Source organism: Parageobacillus galactosidasius (assembly GCF_002217735.1).
GTDB classification, from domain to species: Bacteria; Bacillota; Bacilli; order Bacillales; family Anoxybacillaceae; genus Parageobacillus_B; species Parageobacillus_B toebii.
In genome coordinates, this window is record NZ_NDYL01000002.1 from 1,128,998 (window position 1) to 1,146,201 (window position 17,204).

At 43.0% G+C, this 17,204-nt stretch carries 21 protein-coding genes and 1 other annotated feature; all 21 genes read right to left on the minus strand.

Annotated features, from left to right (window positions below):
• Positions 1 to 89: 89 nt before the first annotated feature.
• Positions 90 to 380, minus strand: a complete 291-nt coding sequence (gene rpmA, locus B9L23_RS15315) for a 50S ribosomal protein L27 (protein ID WP_015864647.1) — start codon at positions 378 to 380, stop codon at positions 90 to 92.
• A gap of 15 nt (positions 381 to 395) precedes the next feature.
• Positions 396 to 728, minus strand: coding sequence for a ribosomal-processing cysteine protease Prp (locus B9L23_RS15320; protein WP_015864648.1), 333 nt, complete (start codon positions 726 to 728; stop codon positions 396 to 398).
• A gap of 11 nt (positions 729 to 739) precedes the next feature.
• Positions 740 to 1,048, minus strand: coding sequence for a 50S ribosomal protein L21 (gene rplU, locus B9L23_RS15325; RefSeq protein ID WP_015864649.1), 309 nt, complete (start codon positions 1,046 to 1,048; stop codon positions 740 to 742).
• 15 nt (positions 1,049 to 1,063) lie between these two features.
• Positions 1,064 to 1,146, minus strand: a sequence feature (ribosomal protein L21 leader region).
• 173 nt (positions 1,147 to 1,319) lie between these two features.
• Positions 1,320 to 2,183, minus strand: a complete 864-nt coding sequence (locus tag B9L23_RS15330; RefSeq protein ID WP_089097954.1) for a M50 family metallopeptidase — start codon at positions 2,181 to 2,183, stop codon at positions 1,320 to 1,322.
• Complete coding sequence (locus B9L23_RS15335; protein ID WP_089097955.1) at positions 2,176 to 2,937, minus strand: M23 family metallopeptidase; 762 nt, start codon at positions 2,935 to 2,937, stop codon at positions 2,176 to 2,178. The genes B9L23_RS15330 and B9L23_RS15335 overlap by 8 nt, the downstream gene beginning before the upstream one ends.
• Positions 2,938 to 3,039: 102 nt before the next feature.
• On the minus strand, positions 3,040 to 3,843 hold the full coding sequence (gene minD, locus B9L23_RS15340; RefSeq protein ID WP_015864652.1) for a septum site-determining protein MinD: 804 nt from the start codon (positions 3,841 to 3,843) through the stop codon (positions 3,040 to 3,042).
• Between the two features lie 2 nt (positions 3,844 to 3,845).
• Positions 3,846 to 4,562 carry a septum site-determining protein MinC gene (minC, locus tag B9L23_RS15345; protein ID WP_015864653.1) on the minus strand — a complete coding sequence of 239 codons (717 nt, stop codon included), beginning with the start codon at positions 4,560 to 4,562 and terminating at the stop codon, positions 3,846 to 3,848.
• A gap of 13 nt (positions 4,563 to 4,575) precedes the next feature.
• Positions 4,576 to 5,094, minus strand: a complete 519-nt coding sequence (mreD, locus tag B9L23_RS15350) for a rod shape-determining protein MreD (protein ID WP_062753055.1) — start codon at positions 5,092 to 5,094, stop codon at positions 4,576 to 4,578.
• A complete protein-coding gene (gene mreC / locus B9L23_RS15355; RefSeq protein ID WP_062677146.1) occupies positions 5,091 to 5,957 on the minus strand; it encodes a rod shape-determining protein MreC in 867 nt (288 codons plus the stop codon). Before mreC ends, mreD begins: the two co-directional genes overlap by 4 nt.
• A 21-nt stretch (positions 5,958 to 5,978) precedes the next feature.
• A complete protein-coding gene (locus B9L23_RS15360) occupies positions 5,979 to 6,998 on the minus strand; it encodes a rod shape-determining protein (protein ID WP_089097956.1) in 1,020 nt (339 codons plus the stop codon).
• Between the two features lie 161 nt (positions 6,999 to 7,159).
• The gene (gene radC / locus B9L23_RS15365; RefSeq protein ID WP_015864657.1) at positions 7,160 to 7,840 is read right to left on the minus strand and encodes a RadC family protein; all 681 of its coding nucleotides are present in this window, start codon (positions 7,838 to 7,840) and stop codon (positions 7,160 to 7,162) included.
• Between the two features lie 47 nt (positions 7,841 to 7,887).
• Positions 7,888 to 8,448 (minus strand): Maf family protein, encoded by a 561-nt coding sequence (locus tag B9L23_RS15370; protein WP_062677144.1) that lies wholly within the window; start codon positions 8,446 to 8,448, stop codon positions 7,888 to 7,890.
• A gap of 116 nt (positions 8,449 to 8,564) precedes the next feature.
• On the minus strand, positions 8,565 to 9,503 hold the full coding sequence (locus B9L23_RS15375) for a stage II sporulation protein B (protein ID WP_245842436.1): 939 nt from the start codon (positions 9,501 to 9,503) through the stop codon (positions 8,565 to 8,567).
• A gap of 199 nt (positions 9,504 to 9,702) precedes the next feature.
• Positions 9,703 to 10,425, minus strand: coding sequence for a hypothetical protein (locus B9L23_RS15385; protein WP_062753063.1), 723 nt, complete (start codon positions 10,423 to 10,425; stop codon positions 9,703 to 9,705).
• Entirely contained in the window at positions 10,422 to 11,018 is a 597-nt protein-coding gene (locus B9L23_RS15390) for a PilN domain-containing protein (RefSeq protein ID WP_062753065.1), read from the minus strand. Before B9L23_RS15390 ends, B9L23_RS15385 begins: the two co-directional genes overlap by 4 nt.
• Positions 11,008 to 11,961, minus strand: a complete 954-nt coding sequence (pilM, locus tag B9L23_RS15395) for a type IV pilus biogenesis protein PilM (protein ID WP_089097958.1) — start codon at positions 11,959 to 11,961, stop codon at positions 11,008 to 11,010. Before pilM ends, B9L23_RS15390 begins: the two co-directional genes overlap by 11 nt.
• A gap of 14 nt (positions 11,962 to 11,975) precedes the next feature.
• On the minus strand, positions 11,976 to 12,722 hold the full coding sequence (locus B9L23_RS15400; protein WP_089098341.1) for a prepilin peptidase: 747 nt from the start codon (positions 12,720 to 12,722) through the stop codon (positions 11,976 to 11,978).
• A gap of 10 nt (positions 12,723 to 12,732) precedes the next feature.
• Positions 12,733 to 13,173: a pilus assembly FimT family protein gene (locus tag B9L23_RS15405; RefSeq protein ID WP_089097959.1), complete on the minus strand. Its 441-nt coding sequence runs from the start codon at positions 13,171 to 13,173 to the stop codon at positions 12,733 to 12,735.
• Positions 13,174 to 13,267: 94 nt separating this feature from the next.
• The gene (locus B9L23_RS15410; RefSeq protein WP_003248871.1) at positions 13,268 to 14,479 is read right to left on the minus strand and encodes a type II secretion system F family protein; all 1,212 of its coding nucleotides are present in this window, start codon (positions 14,477 to 14,479) and stop codon (positions 13,268 to 13,270) included.
• Positions 14,466 to 15,524: a type IV pilus twitching motility protein PilT gene (locus B9L23_RS15415; RefSeq protein ID WP_089097960.1), complete on the minus strand. Its 1,059-nt coding sequence runs from the start codon at positions 15,522 to 15,524 to the stop codon at positions 14,466 to 14,468. Before B9L23_RS15415 ends, B9L23_RS15410 begins: the two co-directional genes overlap by 14 nt.
• Positions 15,525 to 15,536: 12 nt before the next feature.
• The gene (locus B9L23_RS15420; RefSeq protein ID WP_089097961.1) at positions 15,537 to 17,204 is read right to left on the minus strand and encodes a GspE/PulE family protein; all 1,668 of its coding nucleotides are present in this window, start codon (positions 17,202 to 17,204) and stop codon (positions 15,537 to 15,539) included.

The following is a 17,204-nucleotide window of genomic DNA, read 5'->3' on the forward strand; positions in this document are numbered from 1 at the left end:
CAAGAAACGTGAATGCTTTTTCACGCTTTTCTGAAAAAACAAAAAGAAAACTCTAACCAAGACAAGGTTAGAGTTTCCTTCTCATTTGCTTATGCTTCTTTGCTAACAGGATATACGCTTACTCTTTTGCGGTCACGGCCGAGACGTTCGAAACGAACGATGCCGTCAATTTTCGCATAAAGCGTATCATCGCCGCCGCGGCCAACGTTCAATCCTGGATGGATTTTCGTACCGCGTTGACGGTAAAGAATCGAACCGCCAGTGACGAATTGGCCGTCAGCGCGTTTTGCGCCAAGGCGTTTCGCGATGGAGTCACGTCCGTTTTTTGTCGAACCTACCCCTTTTTTCGATGCGAAAAATTGGAGATCTAGTCTTAGCATCTATGTCACCTCCCGCTATCGTTGAATAACGCGAATATATTCTCCGTAATCACGTTCTATCGTTTGTAAAGAAACGAGCATCGCTTCAAGGAGGAGCTGAACTTTCTCTGCCGTTGCTTCATTTTCAATAACAGGAAGCTCGCAGCGGAGATAGCCGCCATTTTCTCCTTGTGTAATATGCGGTTGAACGTTCGTTAACGCGATGATCGAATTGACCGCGCCAAACGACACTGCAGATGCTCCAGCACAAACGATATCTTGCCCATGGTTTGCAAAATTCGCATGTCCTTTTATCGTAAATGCGCGAATTTTACCTTCCTTTGTGCGCTCAATTTCTACTTTAATCATCCCAAATGCCTTTATGCATTAATTTTTTCAATTACTACTTTTGTGTAAGGCTGACGGTGGCCTTGTTTGCGACGATAGTTCTTTTTCGCCTTATATTTGAAAACGATAATTTTCTTTTGACGGCCGTGTTTTTGTACTTTCGCCGTTACCGTTGCCCCTTCTACTGTAGGGTTGCCGATTTTTACTGTTTCGCCGCCTACGAATAATACTTTGTCAAACGTTACCGTTTCGCCTTCTTGGGCGTCGATTTTTTCGATGTAGATTTCTTGTCCTTCTTCTACTTTAATTTGTTTACCGCCAGTTTCGATAATTGCGTACATGAATTGCACCTCCCTATATAGACTCAGACTCGCCAGCGACAAGGCGGTTCGGGATGCCGAACGCTTTATAAACCCGCGCTGAGCGGTTGTAGTACGGGTGCTAAAAATACGTTGCACCGTCTTTTGTCCGTTTTCGCAAACGGTACAAAATTGTCTACAACACGTGAAATAGTACCATAATACAACTAGAACTGTCAATACATTTAACATTTTTCCCATGAAATCTCCCACCTCTAAAGGAATGGAGGTGGGAGAGGTTCATCAAATTCATTCATATATAAACAAGATTTCCCAGTTTCTCGTTTGATTGTTTTTCAGAAAAAAATACATGAAGCAACTCATTTTCATCCAATGTTACTCGCTCATGATTGCGCTTTGTAACAACAATAGAATGTTTCTGGCCACGGTAAAAGTTTTGCAGCACTTGAATAATCGTCTCTTCCTCAGAAACATGAATAGTCCGTAATTTCGCATAGCTTCCTCGTTTTCCGTAATAGCGCTCGAGTAAAAACCGCATCATCACATAATGGCGATGTCTCCACTCTTTCCATAACGAAATAAAGAGAAATATCATCATGATCCACAAATCAAATTGCTGCGGCTGCAACAATAGAACACTGCTGAAAAACAACATAAGTGCTACAAATGACAGAATGATCATTTTTTTATGCGCTTCACTAAAAGGAAAGTAGCGGGTCAATGCAAGGAATAGCAGCTTTCCCCCATCCAACGGCCAAATAGGCAGTAGATTAATAAAAAGAAGCGCGACATTGTAATGAGCAAATAAACTCCATCCTTCGTCCGTCATAAAACCCGCTTTCCATAAAAAAAACGCAATACCCATCAGCCAAAGGTGTTGCACTGGTCCAGCTAGCGTTACAATAAGTTCTTCATGAAACGGACGATTTCCGTGTTCCTCTACTTCGGCTACCCCCCCAAACGGAAGCAGTAAAATTTGTTTGATGCGCCATGAAAAAAAAGCAGCAGCAACAGCGTGTCCAAGCTCATGAATCAACACGATAAGAAATAAAAGAAACAATTGCTTAAAATGCGCGGTGATCACCGCAATACCACCAAACAGCCATAATAGCGGATGTATATGAATTTTTGTAAACAATGCGACATACTTACTCAAAGGAAATCACCTGAATCGGATCAATAAAATGATCTCCTTGTTTAATGGCAAAATAAAATACCGCCTTTGTTTGATCATGGCTGTTCGTCATCGCTGTTCCAACTTCCTTGCCCGTTTCTACAAAATCGTACAGTTTTACGGCAATCGTACCTAAGTTGCCATACCATGACTCGCTTCCATCTGCATGTTGAATGATTACGGTTTTCCCAAGCTTCTCCTTGGTGCCAGCAAATATAACAATTCCTTCATTCACCGCTTCCACTTTCGCATTGCTAGCTGTCTCTACCATAACCCCTTGACCGTTTTTCTTAAAACTTTCCAGAACTCGTCCTGATGCAGGAACGGCATATTGTTTTGGCATTGTTTTTGTTTGTTTTTCTGTAGGAATTAGCGCAAGCGGCTCGCCGAACTGCTTTTCATACCATTTTGAAACGGCAGCAAATTGAAATTCTTTCTCCATCGTATTTTTCACAAACTGACGGGCTGGTTCTAACGAATCAGATGGATTTTTAAATAAAATGGCTGTTACTAAAACAAGACAGGCGGAAAGAAGCATTTTCAAAATAAATGTTTCTTTGTTAAAGATTGGATGTTTCTCTTCATCAAATGGATAGCGATCATACGTCACTACTGGCTGACCGTATCGTTCTTCATCTGTGATCGCCCACAATTCCTGATGTGATGTCCCAAAATGCTGCCTTTCTTTTCTCCGTTTTTCAATTCGCTTACGAATTTCTCGAGCACGTCGATTCATTATTCCTCACCATCCCTTCCAAACATAGTTTGTACTAGTTTATTAGACAACCTTGGAGGATATGATAAATAAAAAAATCCCTGCTATTTTGATCAGCAGGGATTAACGTACGCCAAATAATTTTTTAATTTTCGAGAAAATTCCTTTTTGCTCATCTTCCAGCGGCTGCAGCGGGATGGACTCTCCGAGAATTCTTCGCGCAATATTACGATACGCAATCGATGCTTTGCTGTTCGGGTCAAGAACGATTGGCTCCCCTTTATTGGAAGCTTTGATGACGTTTTCATCATCGGCAATAATTCCTAATAAATCAATGGATAAGTGCATGACGATTTCGTCGACATCAAGCATGTCTCCGTTTTTTACCATATGGCTGCGAATGCGGTTAATGATAAGCCTTGGTGGCTTTATATGTTCCTCGTTTTCTAGTAAACCAATAATCCGGTCAGCATCACGCACTGCCGATACTTCCGGCGTTGTTACAACAATTGCTTCATCCGCTCCCGCCACGGCATTTCTATAACCTCGCTCAATACCTGCCGGGCAATCGATTAACACATAATCATAGTCTTGCTTTAACTCATCCACCAACTGTTTCATCTGCTCTGGAGTGACCGCGGATTTATCGCTTGTTTGCGCGGCAGGCAATAAATAGAGATGATCATCAAATCGTTTATCTTTTACTAGCGCTTTTTGCACGGTGCAACGGCCTTCCACAACGTCAACCAGGTCATAAATAATGCGGTTTTCTAACCCCATTACAACATCGAGGTTACGCAACCCGATATCTGTATCCACAAGACAAACTCGCTTTCCAAGTATGGCCAGCGCTGTTCCAACGTTTGCAGTTGTTGTCGTTTTTCCGACGCCACCCTTGCCTGATGTAATGACGATAGCTTCTCCCACTGTTACACTCTCCCTTCTAACCGCGTCAAGTTCGGCCTCAAATGCATAAGCAGCTGCAAGCGATCCACAACAATTTGATTATGATCATCGATATATGCGCATTCCATTTCATTCCGCTCATCCGTTTTGTAATCGGGCGCCCGATTCATCACATCGCTGATTCGCAGTTGTGTTGGCTTCATAATGGATGCGGCGATGACCGCTTCTTTATTTCCGTAATATCCGGCATGAGCAATTCCCCGCAATGCTCCGAGAATAAAAATATTTCCGCCAGCAATAACGGTTCCTCCTGGATTGACGTCGCCAATTAATAAAAGATCTCCTTCTACGTGCAACACTTGACCCGAACGAACAATTTTTGAAACTGACACAATTTCCGTTTTCCGTTTCCACTCTAGCGCTTCTTTCTTCGTTATCACATTGCTTTCAATCGATTCGACGACCAAATTTTTTTTGCGGCGAATTAATGTGCGCAATTCTTCTTCTTGTTCCGGAGTTAAATAACGATTTCCAACTTTGAGATGAACAGAAACGAGCGGACCGTCCGATTCTGCCTTTTCGCTTACCGTTAGTTTTTCTTCCAGTTCTTTTAATAGATCATCATAGGAACACGTGTCATCGAGATGCAACGTTAGTCCATCTTTCGTCCCTTTAATCGTTATATATTGTTTTGGTTTCGTCACAACGTTCACCTCAACGAATAATTCTACAAAAAACATTCATTTTCCTTTTTTACTCTTCCCGCTCAAAACGTTTGATTTTTACTAACCATTGTTTCAATGGGTATGAAAGTAAAATAAGAAACACGGCATTTAACAACAACGTTGGCCATAATCTTTCAGAACAAAATGCTTCAAAAGGCATATCGGTTCTTCCAATGAGCAGTTGAATTCCATATACATATAATTCAAGAATGGTGATAGAAAGAAGACTAAGAAAACAAGCGATTAACCAATGTTGATAAAACACTTTCATCGCTTTCGATACTATGTAAGCGATTAAAGTAAATGCAAATGCATAAACCCCAAGCAATTCCGTATATACACAATCATAAAGCACGCCAAAAATAAACCCGTAAACCATCGCACGCGTTTTTCCTATATAAATAGTGGTGAAAACAAGAAAAACAAGAAAAAAGCGCGGTACAAAAAAATAATGCATATACAGCTCGTTCTTTGGCCACAAATCAACAAAAATGCTTTCACTAACAAAACATAAAACGGCAAGGAAAGGAAGCGCCCATTTTTTCATTTTGCTTCCTCCCTCTCCTCAAATGTCTCATCAATTTTTCTTTTTACAATAATCACGTCATCAATGTCATAAAAATTAGCTGCTGGTTTCACGTAAACCATTTTTGTCAGCCCGTATTGATCTGGCACTACTTCCATCACTTCGCCAATGACAAGGCCTTTTGGGAAAATTCCGCCGAGGCCGGATGTTAACACTTTTTGTTTTTTCTTGATTTTTGCATCAAAAGGAATTTCTTTTAACAACAACGCTCTTCGTTTTTCATCATATCCTTCGATTAATCCAAAGACATTTTCCTTTCCTTGTACATATGCAGAAATTCGATTTTTTTGATCCGATGCACTCAACAATTGAATCGTGGAAGTAAATTGGGCGGCATGCTGCACTTTTCCTACTAGCCCTTCTGGTGTAATCACCGCCATATCTTTCTTTACACCATGCTGCTGGCCTTTATTGACGATGACCGTTTCTTGCCAACGGTCTGGGTTTCTTCCAATAACAGTCGCCTGAATTGGAACAAAATCACGCAAGCTTTCTTTTTTATTTAAAAGAGCACGAAGCCTTTCATTTTCTTTTTTCAATGTTTGCACTTGCGCTTCTAAGGATACATATTCCTCGAGGCGTTCTTTTAACAGCTTGTTTTCTTTATATGTATTCCTTATATCATTCACATTCTCAAAGAAGCCCGCAACGAGTTGTGCGGGCTTATGGAAAATTAGCTGGACAAAACCGGTTGTATCTTTTAAAAACTGCTCAGACCATGTCAGTTCATTGCGATCTTTTAAGGAAAAACCAATCAATGCCACGAGGATAATAATACTGACAAGCAATAAAATGAGCCGTTTGTTTAAAAAGAACTGTGGCATGATGTTGACACCCTCTTACCGTCAGCGATGGCTTCTCGCTTTGTTTTTAAATAAATCGATATGATCTAACGCTTTTCCTGTTCCAATTGCTACACAATCGAGCGGATTTTCAGCAATAATAACAGGCATATCCGTTTCTTTGCTGATGACTTTATCGAGATTGCGCAATAATGCGCCTCCGCCTGTAAGCACGATGCCGCGGTCCATAATATCGGCAGCTAATTCCGGCGGTGTCTTTTCTAACGTATTTTTTACGGAATCAACAATCGCATAAACCGTATCGTGCAATGCTTCCGCAATTTCCTCTGCGCTAATTTCAATGGTCTTCGGAAGTCCTGTCAATAAGTCACGGCCACGGATTTCCATTTTTCCAATTCCTTCTGCATCCCCTGCCGAGCCGATTTCGACTTTAATCGCCTCCGCTGTCCGTTCGCCAATCATTAAATTATACGTTTTGCGGATATAGTGAATAATTGCCTCATCCATCTCGTCACCAGCGATGCGAATCGATTGGCTCGTGACGATGCCGCCGAGAGAAATAACCGCAACTTCTGTCGTACCACCGCCGATGTCAACGACCATGCTTCCCGTCGGTTCCCATACTGGAAGGTTTGCACCGATCGCTGCAGCAAACGGCTCTTCAATCGTATAGGCATCACGAGCTCCCGCCTGACGCGTCGCATCGATGACAGCGCGCTCTTCTACAGCGGTAATCCCATACGGTACACATACCATCACGTACGGTTTCCCTGCAAAAAATCCTTTATTTGTCGCTTGTTTAATGTAATATTTCATCATCGTCGCCGTTGTCTCGTAGTCAGCGATCACCCCGTCTTTCATCGGACGAAGTGCGACGACATTTCCAGGAGTCCGACCAATCATATTTTTCGCTTCATTACCGACAGCGACAATTTGTTTCGTATCTTTTTGCAACGCAACAACAGATGGTTCTCTAACAACAATTCCTTTTCCTTTTACATACACGAGCGTATTTGCTGTTCCTAAATCGATGCCAAGGTCTCTTGTCCCAAATCCAAACATACTCTATATCTTCCTTTCTGAAACGAAATGCTTTTATAACGATCCGCTAAATTTGTCGAATTTACCCATGTTGTTGTTTCAATGTTTTGTACGACACCGCCCAAAACATGATAAAAACTCATAGTTGTTATTATAACTTATTCGACAAAAAATGAGAACTACTACACATATCCTTTTTCTTTCAGACTAACGAATTTTTGATCACCAATAATGAGGTGGTCTAACAATTCAATCCCAATAATCCGACCGCATTCGGCAAGGCGTTTCGTCACATCAATATCTTCTCGACTTGGAGTTGGATCGCCGGAGGGATGATTATGCACACAAATAATCGAGGCAGCAGATCGCTTAATCGCTTCTTTAAACACTTCACGCGGATGAACGATAGAGGCGTTTAAACTGCCAATAAATATTGTTTTTCGATGAATCACTTGATTTTTTGTATTTAAATAAATAGCGACAAAATGTTCTTGGGACAAAAAACGCATATCTTCCATGACATATTTTGCTCCGTCTTCTGGGGAACGAATCACATATCTCCCATTGTAACTAAGACGGCTAATTCGTCTGCCGAGCTCGATTGCCGCCAAAATTTGAACCGCCTTCGTTGTCCCAATTCCTTTAATGCTTGTTATTTCTTCAATCGTAGCATCTTTTAACAGCCGAAGTCCTTCAAAATGCTTAAGCAAGCGATGAGCAAGCTGCAATACCGATTCTTCCTTTGTTCCTGTCCGAAGCAAAATGGCAAGCAGCTCGTGATCAGCCAAACTTTCCGGACCAGAAGAAAGAAGCCGTTCACGTGGGCGGGCATCCTTTGGCACATCGCGAATCATAAACGTCATCGTATTTTATATTCACTCCTTTTTTTCTTTTTATCAACCGAAAAAAGTTACCAACCAAGGCGCTTCAGCTCACGCACTGTCCGTGACAACGGCAGCCCGACAACGTTAAAATAATCTCCCTCAATACGTTTGACAAATAAAGCAGCGCGTCCCTGAATACCGTACGCTCCCGCTTTGTCCATCGGTTCTCCTGTCGCAATGTAATCGAAAATTTCTTCTTCTGTTAAATCCCAAAAAAACACCTTTGTCTTTTCCACAAACAATGATTGACCGTTTGGGGAAAGAATGGCTACTCCTGTTAGTACATCGTGTTCATTGCCTGACAACATGCGCAGCATGGCCGCTGCTTCTTCTTCTGTTTTCGGCTTTCCTAAAATGTTATCTTGATAAACGACGACCGTATCCGCCCCGATGACGTACGAATGAGGATAGTGATCGGCAACAGCTTTTGCTTTACGATAGGCAAGCAGCTGTACGGCTTGTTCTGGGGACTTGGCTTCATGAATTTGCTCATCAATGTGGCTAGCGAGGATTTGAAAGCGGAGGTTAGCTAATTCAAGCAGCTGTTTTCGACGAGGGGAACTTGAGGCTAAAATCAACTGTTTCATCCATATCACCCTTTTGCATTCGTTTCAAATCGGAAGATACACATGTATCGTACCAAATTTTGCGATTCAACACAATTTCTCAAAGTCGAAAAAACGCGAAAAAAAAAAGAAGCCCGCTAGCTTCGCAATGGGAAAATGGCAATATACGATTTTAACGCTTTTAACAATTCTTGTTGCGTTTTCTGCAGCATCGCCTCTTGTTTACTTGTTTTATAAACAGTTAATGAATAATATGCTTTTTTCATGTGAGAAACGTATTGCTTTATATGATCGTCGTTAGAAACTGTTTCTGATATAAATAGTTTATAACTTTTTTCTATATTTTCCCAATCATCTGTTTTTACATCACCTTTTCCTAATAAAGCAGCAGAAATAGAAGCCATTTGTGCATATAACATTTCACCTGCTTTTATTACTGGGGTGCGTTGGTCGCTGTTATTTACAAACGATAGCGATTTTACGTATGTACTTTGTGCCTTCTGTTTATACAATTCATTTACTGCTTGCAATTGTTGTTTATCATTTGCAACACCAATAAACAAAGCAACTGGTTTTTCTCCAACAGCTACAACAGGAATGGAGGAAGATTGGAGTTTTTTGGCATAGGCAGCCGCTGCTTCTCGATCCGTAAATACTCCTGCTTGAATCACGCTGACCGTAAATGGAGAAATAGCAGTCTCATTAGCAGATTTCGTGGCTGGATTTGTCGAAGTTTTGGACTCTATCGGAATCGGCAGCGCCGTTTCCATCGTTTGCGGTGAATGAGTTTTTTGCTTTGGAATCACATTTAATACGATGAATCCAAAACATGTTCCAATAATGATCGCCATCGCGATTGAAAAAATAGCAGATTTAACCCGTGCGTTGAACGCGCCAGTAATTGACGAGCGCTGTTTACGTTTCTTTTTCTTTTGTGGTTGGAAAGAAACAAATGCCCCTGACTCCGCCTCCTTTTCTTTTTCCAAAACACTCTCTATATGTTTCGGCTTATCCGTAGTAAACGGCTGCTCTTTTCCGTTAATTTTCACCGTAATTTCTTGCCCATGCTTGTCCATTATGTCACCATCCTTATTCTTTCATTTCTCGCCTATCTTATCATAAACAAAGAAAAAAAGAACAAGACATTTGTCGTCTTGTTCTCGGATAATTTCGGCAAATTTTGCTATTATCGGTCACGTATTTGCTGAACAGACAATGCTTCGACAGGAACTTCCGGCGATTGCTCCGAATAAGTGCACAGCTGTTCGCCATCCATTACTGCTGCGATGACGGTTGCCCCTCAGGAATGATTTCTGTTAGTGGATTCCGCTTTTTGCTCGGAGGGGGAACGTCTATTTGCGGCAGCATATTTTGCAATTTTGCTAATTTCGGATAATAAAATGCGCTGACCGTTACCGAATAGGTTAACGGATTCACTTCTGTATCTACCGATGTCAATTCCGGATTTCCAGTAAAAGACAGCGATTCAATCGACACAATGCGGTTAAGATTTTCAAGCGTCTGTAAAAAACGCTCAAGCTGATAGTATGACGGGGATTGCACCGTCAATTGCACCGTCACTTTTTTTAATCCGTCCGGCAGCCTAGAAGAAGATTGTTCTGTCTTTGATGATGCATCCGTTTTTTGCTGCTCTCCTGTTGCATTTTCCTCTTCATTAAAAGTCATGCTAGAAATCGTGCTGTCTGAAACTACTTCTGCTTTTTCCAGATCAAGTAATAGCTGTTCTGTAAGCGGCTTGACCGGTATCTTTTTTTGAAGCTCCACGACACTTTCCGGCAAACTGGACTTTTGTTTGGCAATCTCTGCTTTTGTAGCAGCCAATATTTTTTTCTCACTTGCCACCGTATTGTTTAACTCTTCAATTTGTTGGTAACGCGGATAAAGCATATAAAAATAAAGGCCTGAAAACGCGGCGCCAAGGACAATAAGCAAAAGAACAAAAACGAAAAGCTGTCGTTTTGAGAAACGTACGGTCATGATTGTTTCTCCTTTTCTTCTAGCGCTTGTTTGCGAATATGCATTTCATATTGTGCGAGATAACGCGGTACTACTTGTTCTTCGGTTGTCCCTTGTTCATCGCTTTTTTCGTTTGCATTCACCGCAGTAAGACTTTTCAGTTGCACATCGGCAATAAATTTTGCGTCCGACAGCCGTTTTAAATAATAGGCCGCTTGCTCGCTTGTATCAAATTGCACCGAAACCGTTACCGTTCCATCCTCCGCATAGGAAAAGTTCATGATAAATCCGCGTTCTGGGAGCAATTTCGTCATGTTGCGCAAAAGAGGCACCATTTTAAGCGGGTAATCTTTCGCCCATTGCACTGTTTTATCTAATTCTTCTATTTCTTTTACAGATTGCATATCCGCAAGCTTCTGCTGTTCGATCGCTTGAAGCGCCTGCGTCTGTTTCAGCTCTTTTTCTAGTGAGTCGATTTGCGTCTCCGCTCTGTCGATAAGAACATAAAAAACAGCCGCGGCAATCAAGACAATCGCAGTTATGATCACTGTGATAAAAAGAAAGACAACATTTTTCGGTTCTTTTTTTGGCAGTAAATTTATCTCAACGATCATCGTCATTTCCCTCTTTTAATCCAAGTCCCCATGCGAGATGATAGCGCGCATCCACTGCACTTGCCATCGCAGCCGAAAGCTGTTCTACAGGAACGTCCAGCCGTTCTTGCAGCGCTTGATAAATATGGGACAAACGCGGATGATCCCCCATTAGAAATACACGGGTAATTTGCTGTTTTCCTTGATGGATGGAAAAGGAATAGAAGCTCATCATCCGTTCCATTTCTTTATATATATCTTCAAACGGATCAACGAGCTGTTGATCTTTCTCCATATTTATTTCTTCATACTGCTCCAGCAAAAGATGGCGCATAAAAACAGGTTTATGTTCATCAAATGCGCTAACATTGACAGAAGATTGATCAAACTGAATAAGCAAAATATGATCGTCTTTCTTCACTTGATCGGCCATATAAAAAAGACGATATGCGCATAGTGGAGAAACATCAGCAGCTATCGGGCGAAGTTTTACATCTTCTAAAAGCTGCGCATAACTTAACACCGAATCTTCTGGAGCAGCGAATAACAAAACAGCGGTCGCTTCCTGCGTCTTTTCCAAAACAATGTAGTCAAACACCGGATTATCAAACGGCAACGGAATCGTTGTTCCTAATTCCATAAACAAATAACTGCGAATTTCATCTTCTTCCAAATCAGCAGGAAGCGGAAGCCGGCGGATAATCACGAAGGGATCTGGCACAATGAAACGAACGCGGCGTTTTTTTAATTTCCATTCATCAACACATTCTTCTAAAATCATTTCTAATGTCTCGCGATCGATGATTTTTCCGTCATGAATAATTCCTTTTGGAAGATGGTGCTCTCCCCATTTATGAACGGATAATGGGTCGTTTGGCTTTGTCTCTACATATCGAATGACATGGTCTTTTATTACTAGATTCGCGACTTTATGCCTTGGCTGAAACAGCGTAAACATATTCATGTTTTCCCCTCATATCAAAAGAAAATCATTTGCTTATACCATTCGACGATGTCTTGTCCAAAAAAATAGGCCGTTAATGACCCAAGAACGATCGCCGGACCGAACGGCATCGGCTCCCGGCGCCGGACTTTGCCAAGCGCCATGCCAATAAGCCCAATTACGGTTCCATAAAACGTGGAAAAAAAGAACGCAAGCAACACCGTTTTCCATCCAAGCACAAATCCAAGCAGCGCAAACAATTTAATATCGCCGCCGCCCATGCCGCCTTTGCTGATGACGGCAATGAGAAAAAGCAGCAAAAAGCCAGCCGTCGCGCCAACAAGCGCATCCCGCCATGGAATGAACGGAATAAACAGCCTCTCTAAAAGAAATATCGCCGCAAATGCAAGCAGCACTTTATCGGGAATAATCATGTAGCGAATATCGGAAACAAAGATAATCATCAATAACGAAATGAGCGTCCAGCATACGATCAATTCTTTTGACCATCCCACCAAAAGCGGCGAAATCGTAAAAAGAATCGCTGTCGACAGCTCAACAAACGGATAAAGCAAAGAAATTCGCTCCCCGCATCCCCGGCACTTTCCGCCTTGCCAAACGTATGAGACAACAGGAATAAGTTCCCGCGCCGTAAGCTGCCGCTTGCAGCGCGGGCAATGCGAACGAGGAAACATGATCGACCCTCCCGCCGGCACGCGAAGCCCGACAACGTTAAAAAACGAGCCGAGGAGGAGGGAGTATAAAAATATAACCAACATCATGTCTTTAAAACTATTCAAGTTTTACGTCGCTTCTTTCTAATTCATTAACATCTTTACTGCCATCAATATACTCAAATTTTCCATCTGAATCTACTAATGTTACTTTATACACTAACTTACCGTCTTCTTTAGAAATATTTACTATACTTTTTTCTGGATCATACTCTTTCGATTTTTTCCCAGGAGATTTTGGAATATTTTCAAGATATCCGGCATCATATAATTCTTTCATATTATATGATGTTTTTGTGTTTCTGTCCGCTGTCACCGCCATTCTAGCTGCACTTACCATTTGCTTCGCATTCGCGATATGCGCATCCTTTTTCGAGTTGTCGATAATGGCGCCGATCGCCGTAATCGCAATTGCCGCGATAATCCCCAAAATGACGACGACGGCAAGCAATTCAATCAATGTGAGTCCTCGTTCGTTTTTCAAAAATCGTTTCATCATCGTAATACCCCTCTCCCTATTTTTTGTTTATCACACTTTTTTCCTAATTAATTTTACACGATTTATCAATATATGAGAATATATTCCTTGCAATTTATTGTTGAATATGGTTGAAAATATCGTACATTGGTATGATAATCGAAGCAATAATCGTTCCGACGACCCCGGACAAAAGCAAGATCATGAGCGGCTCAATCAGCGACTTCAGCCGTTCGACGCCGGCGTCCACTTCCGCTTCGTAAAAGTTGGCAACTTTCGCGAGCATTGCGTCTAATGCCCCTGTTTCTTCGCCGATCGCAATCATTTGCGTCACCAGCGGCGGAAACGCCCAATGTTTTTTCAGCGGTTCAGCAAGCGATTGGCCCCGTTCCAGCGAATCGCGCGCCTGCCTTATCACCTTGCTGATGACTTCGTTTTCGACGACATTTTCCGTGATGGACAGCGCCTGCAAAATCGGGACAGAGCTGGAAAACAGCGAGCTTAATGTCCGCGTCATGCGCGCCAATGCCGCTTTTTGGATTAGCTTTCCGAAAAACGGGATGCGCATTGCCGCATAATCCAAGTAATATTTCGTCCGTTTTTCCCTCTTCGCCAACGCAAACAAGACATATGTTCCAATCAACGCGATAGCGACAAGCCACCAATATGTTTGCATCACTTCGCTTGCGCGCAGCACAAATTTGGTGATCGCCGGAAGTTCGGCGTGAAAGTCGGCAAACATCTCGACAAATGTCGGGACGACGGAAACAAGCAAAAAAATGACGACCGCAACGGCAATAATAGCGACAGCGATAGGATAAGTCAGCGCGGAAACGATTTTTTGCCTTGTGCGGTGCATTTTTTCAAAATGGTCCGCAAGCCGTTCCAGCGTTTCATCCATATTCCCGCCTGCTTCCCCGGCTTTGACCATGTTGACAAACATCGCCGGAAAGATGCGCGGATGCTTCGCCGCGGCAGCAGATAGCGGATTTCCGGCGCGGAGCGATTCTTCCACTTCCATAAGCGCTTTTTTCAGCGCCTTGCTTTCGGTTTGTTCCGCTAAAATGCGGGTGGAGTCAACAATCGAGACCCCCGCCTTTATCAATGTCGCGAACTGCCGCAAAAAAATGACAAAATCTTGGAGCTTCACCGCTTTTCCAAATGTTATTTCTTTGGTGAGTAACGTTTGCGGCACTTCGGCAATTTCGATGACTTTAATTCCTTTTTGCCGCAATTTCATGACCGCGTCCCGCTTGGACTCGCTGACAATCGTTCCTGTTTGCTTTCGCCCCTTTATATTCCGGCCTTCATATTTAAACTGAGGCATACGAATCGCCACGCTCCTGTGCAAGATAAGGTTCAGCCGCATCGCGAAGGATCAGCCCTGCTTGCATTAACTCTTTGATGCTCATCGCCAGCGTATGCATGCCAAGGGCGCGGCTTGTTTGCATGACGTTGGCGATTTGATGGACTTTTTCATTGCGGATTAAATTGGCGACTGCCGCATTATTAATTAAAATTTCCGTAGCAGCGATCCGTCCCGTTTTTTGCGGTGTTGGGAAAAGGCGCTGCGAAATAATCGCGACAAGAACAGACGCAAGCTGAATGCGGATTTGCGATTGCTGGGCAGGCGGAAAGACGTCAATAATCCGGTCGATCGTCGCCGGCGCGCTCGATGTATGCAGTGTGCCAAGGACGAGATGTCCCGTTTCCGCGGCGGTTATCGCCGTATGAATCGTTTCCAAATCGCGCATTTCCCCGACTAAAATGACATCCGGATCTTGCCTAAGTGCCGCGCGCAGACCGTTGGCAAAATTGTTCGTATCAAAACCGACTTCGCGCTGGTCAATAATGCAGCTGCCGTGCTTGTGCAAATATTCGATAGGATCCTCCAGCGTAATAATATGTTTCCGCATCGTTTTGTTCATATAGTCAATCATCGCGGCAAGCGTCGTCGACTTCCCGCTTCCCGTCGGGCCTGTCACTAGCACAAGCCCGTGCGGTTTTTGTGCAATCTGTTTTAATATTTCAGGAAGACGCAGTTCATCAATTGTTGGAATTTTTGTCGGTATAATGCGGATAGCGAGCGACACACATGACCGCTGTTTATACGTATTGATGCGGAAGCGGGAAACGCCTGGAATCCCGTACGAAAAATCCAATTCTCCTTTTTCTTGAAATTGCGGCCATAGACTAGACGGAATGAGCGCTTTTGCCATTCCTTCCGTATCTTCCGGCCGCAAAATGTCTTGGCCATACCTTTTTAATTCGCCATTGATGCGAAAAATCGGCGGCACCCCGACCGTTAAATGAACATCAGAAGCTTTTAGTTCAAACGCGGCACGTAAAAGAGCGTCCAATCTTTGCTTCATTTTTTCTCACCTTTAACTTAAAATCGCCACTTTCAATACTTCTTCTAGCGTCGTTAGTCCTTGTTTTACTTTTAATAATCCGTCATCAATCAAAAAAATCATTCGGTTTTTAATGGCAAGCTCGCGCAATTTCGAAAATGGCTCTTTATTTAAAATCACGCGGCGCATCTCATCGGTCATCACAAGCAGTTCATGAATGGCGATTCGTCCTTTATAACCTGTCATATTGCATGTTGGGCAGCCGCGGCCGCGAACGAGCTTATCGATTTTCATGCCGCGGCTGGCAAAAATTTCGATTTCCCTCTTTGTCGGCTCCTGCTCTTCTTGACAATCGCGGCAGACGCGGCGAACGAGCCGCTGAGAAACAACGCCGGCTAAAGAGGCGGCCACAAGAAACGGCTCAATTCCCATATCAATCAAGCGCGTGATGGTGCTTAACGCATCGTTTGTATGCAAGGTGCTTAACACTAAATGGCCGGTCAATGACGCGCGGATCGCCACTTCTGCCGTTTCACGGTCGCGAATTTCTCCGACCATAATAATGTTTGGATCTTGCCGCAAAATGGAGCGCAATCCTTGCGCAAACGTCAATCCGACATTTGGATTGACTTGAATTTGATTGACGCCTTCAATTTCATATTCGACCGGGTCTTCGATCGTAATAATATTTACTTCTTCGCTGTTTAAATGGTTTAGCGCCGCATATAGCGTCGATGATTTCCCCGCCCCAGTCGGTCCAGTGATCAGCACAATTCCGGTTGGTCTCTCAATCAGTTCAATAAACCGCTGTAAATTCAATTGATTAAATCCGAGCTTATGAATATCATTTAATGCCGCCCCTAAATCAAGGACGCGCATCACAATTTTTTCACCGTAAACCGTCGGCAATGTGGAAACGCGCAAATCCACCGGATGAAAATCGATATTCATCTTAATTCTTCCATCTTGCGGAATGCGATGTTCGGTAATATCCATATTCGCTAAAATTTTAATTCTAGCTGTCAGCATGCTTTGCATATGTTTTGGAAGCGCGCGGTCTGTCCGCAACATACCGTCGATGCGATAACGGACAAGCACTTTCGTTTCCTGTGGATCAATATGAATATCGCTTGCCCGCTGTTCAATAGCCAGCTGCAAAATTTGGTTAACAAGCCGGACAATCGGCGAATCGTCTTCTGTTATTCGTTCCTCTTCGACCGTTTCCGTTGCGGGAGCCATTTGCAAAAAATCTTCTACCGATTCATCAATGTCGTAATACTTATTAATGGCGCGCAAAATATCATCTTTCGAGGCAATCGCCGTTTCAATATGGAACCCTGTCGAAAGGCGCAAATCATCAATGACAAAAAAGTCCATCGGATCAGCCATTGCCACAAGCAAGCGTTCTCCCTCAATTTTTAAAGGCATCACCATATGCCGCTTGGCAAATTCTTTTGAAATGAGATTTGTCACCTTTGGATCGATCGGATAGCGATATAAACTGACATGCGGGATGCCTAACTGAAATTCAAGCACTTCAATTAATTGCTGTTCCGTAATATACCCACGCTGCAAGAGCGCATCGCCCAGCTTTTGGCCGGGAGCTTTTTCTTTTAACGCTTCCTCCAGCTGCGCCTCCGTAATTAAACCAGCTTCCACTAACAAATCTCCTAAACGTTTCCGCTCCTGTTTTTTCTTCAT

Excerpts from the sequence above, each read along its gene's own strand:
- rpmA (WP_015864647.1), bottom strand. The coding sequence starts at position 380 with ATGCTAAGACTAGATCTCCAATTTTTCGCATCGAAAAAAGGGGTAGGT.
- B9L23_RS15320 (WP_015864648.1), bottom strand. The coding sequence starts at position 728 with ATGATTAAAGTAGAAATTGAGCGCACAAAGGAAGGTAAAATTCGCGCA.
- rplU (WP_015864649.1), bottom strand. The coding sequence starts at position 1,048 with ATGTACGCAATTATCGAAACTGGCGGTAAACAAATTAAAGTAGAAGAA.
- B9L23_RS15335 (WP_089097955.1), bottom strand. The coding sequence starts at position 2,937 with ATGAATCGACGTGCTCGAGAAATTCGTAAGCGAATTGAAAAACGGAGA.
- minC (WP_015864653.1), bottom strand. The coding sequence starts at position 4,562 with ATGTTTTTTGTAGAATTATTCGTTGAGGTGAACGTTGTGACGAAACCA.
- mreD (WP_062753055.1), bottom strand. The coding sequence starts at position 5,094 with ATGAAAAAATGGGCGCTTCCTTTCCTTGCCGTTTTATGTTTTGTTAGT.
- mreC (WP_062677146.1), bottom strand. The coding sequence starts at position 5,957 with ATGCCACAGTTCTTTTTAAACAAACGGCTCATTTTATTGCTTGTCAGT.
- B9L23_RS15360 (WP_089097956.1), bottom strand. The coding sequence starts at position 6,998 with ATGTTTGGATTTGGGACAAGAGACCTTGGCATCGATTTAGGAACAGCA.
- radC (WP_015864657.1), bottom strand. The coding sequence starts at position 7,840 with ATGACGTTTATGATTCGCGATGTGCCAAAGGATGCCCGCCCACGTGAA.
- B9L23_RS15370 (WP_062677144.1), bottom strand. The coding sequence starts at position 8,448 with ATGAAACAGTTGATTTTAGCCTCAAGTTCCCCTCGTCGAAAACAGCTG.
- B9L23_RS15375 (WP_245842436.1), bottom strand. The coding sequence starts at position 9,503 with ATGGACAAGCATGGGCAAGAAATTACGGTGAAAATTAACGGAAAAGAG.
- B9L23_RS15385 (WP_062753063.1), bottom strand. The coding sequence starts at position 10,425 with ATGACCGTACGTTTCTCAAAACGACAGCTTTTCGTTTTTGTTCTTTTG.
- B9L23_RS15390 (WP_062753065.1), bottom strand. The coding sequence starts at position 11,018 with ATGATCGTTGAGATAAATTTACTGCCAAAAAAAGAACCGAAAAATGTT.
- pilM (WP_089097958.1), bottom strand. The coding sequence starts at position 11,961 with ATGAATATGTTTACGCTGTTTCAGCCAAGGCATAAAGTCGCGAATCTA.
- B9L23_RS15400 (WP_089098341.1), bottom strand. The coding sequence starts at position 12,722 with ATGATGTTGGTTATATTTTTATACTCCCTCCTCCTCGGCTCGTTTTTT.
- B9L23_RS15405 (WP_089097959.1), bottom strand. The coding sequence starts at position 13,173 with ATGATGAAACGATTTTTGAAAAACGAACGAGGACTCACATTGATTGAA.
- B9L23_RS15410 (WP_003248871.1), bottom strand. The coding sequence starts at position 14,479 with ATGCCTCAGTTTAAATATGAAGGCCGGAATATAAAGGGGCGAAAGCAA.
- B9L23_RS15415 (WP_089097960.1), bottom strand. The coding sequence starts at position 15,524 with ATGAAGCAAAGATTGGACGCTCTTTTACGTGCCGCGTTTGAACTAAAA.
- B9L23_RS15420 (WP_089097961.1), bottom strand. The coding sequence starts at position 17,204 with ATGAAGAAAAAACAGGAGCGGAAACGTTTAGGAGATTTGTTAGTGGAA.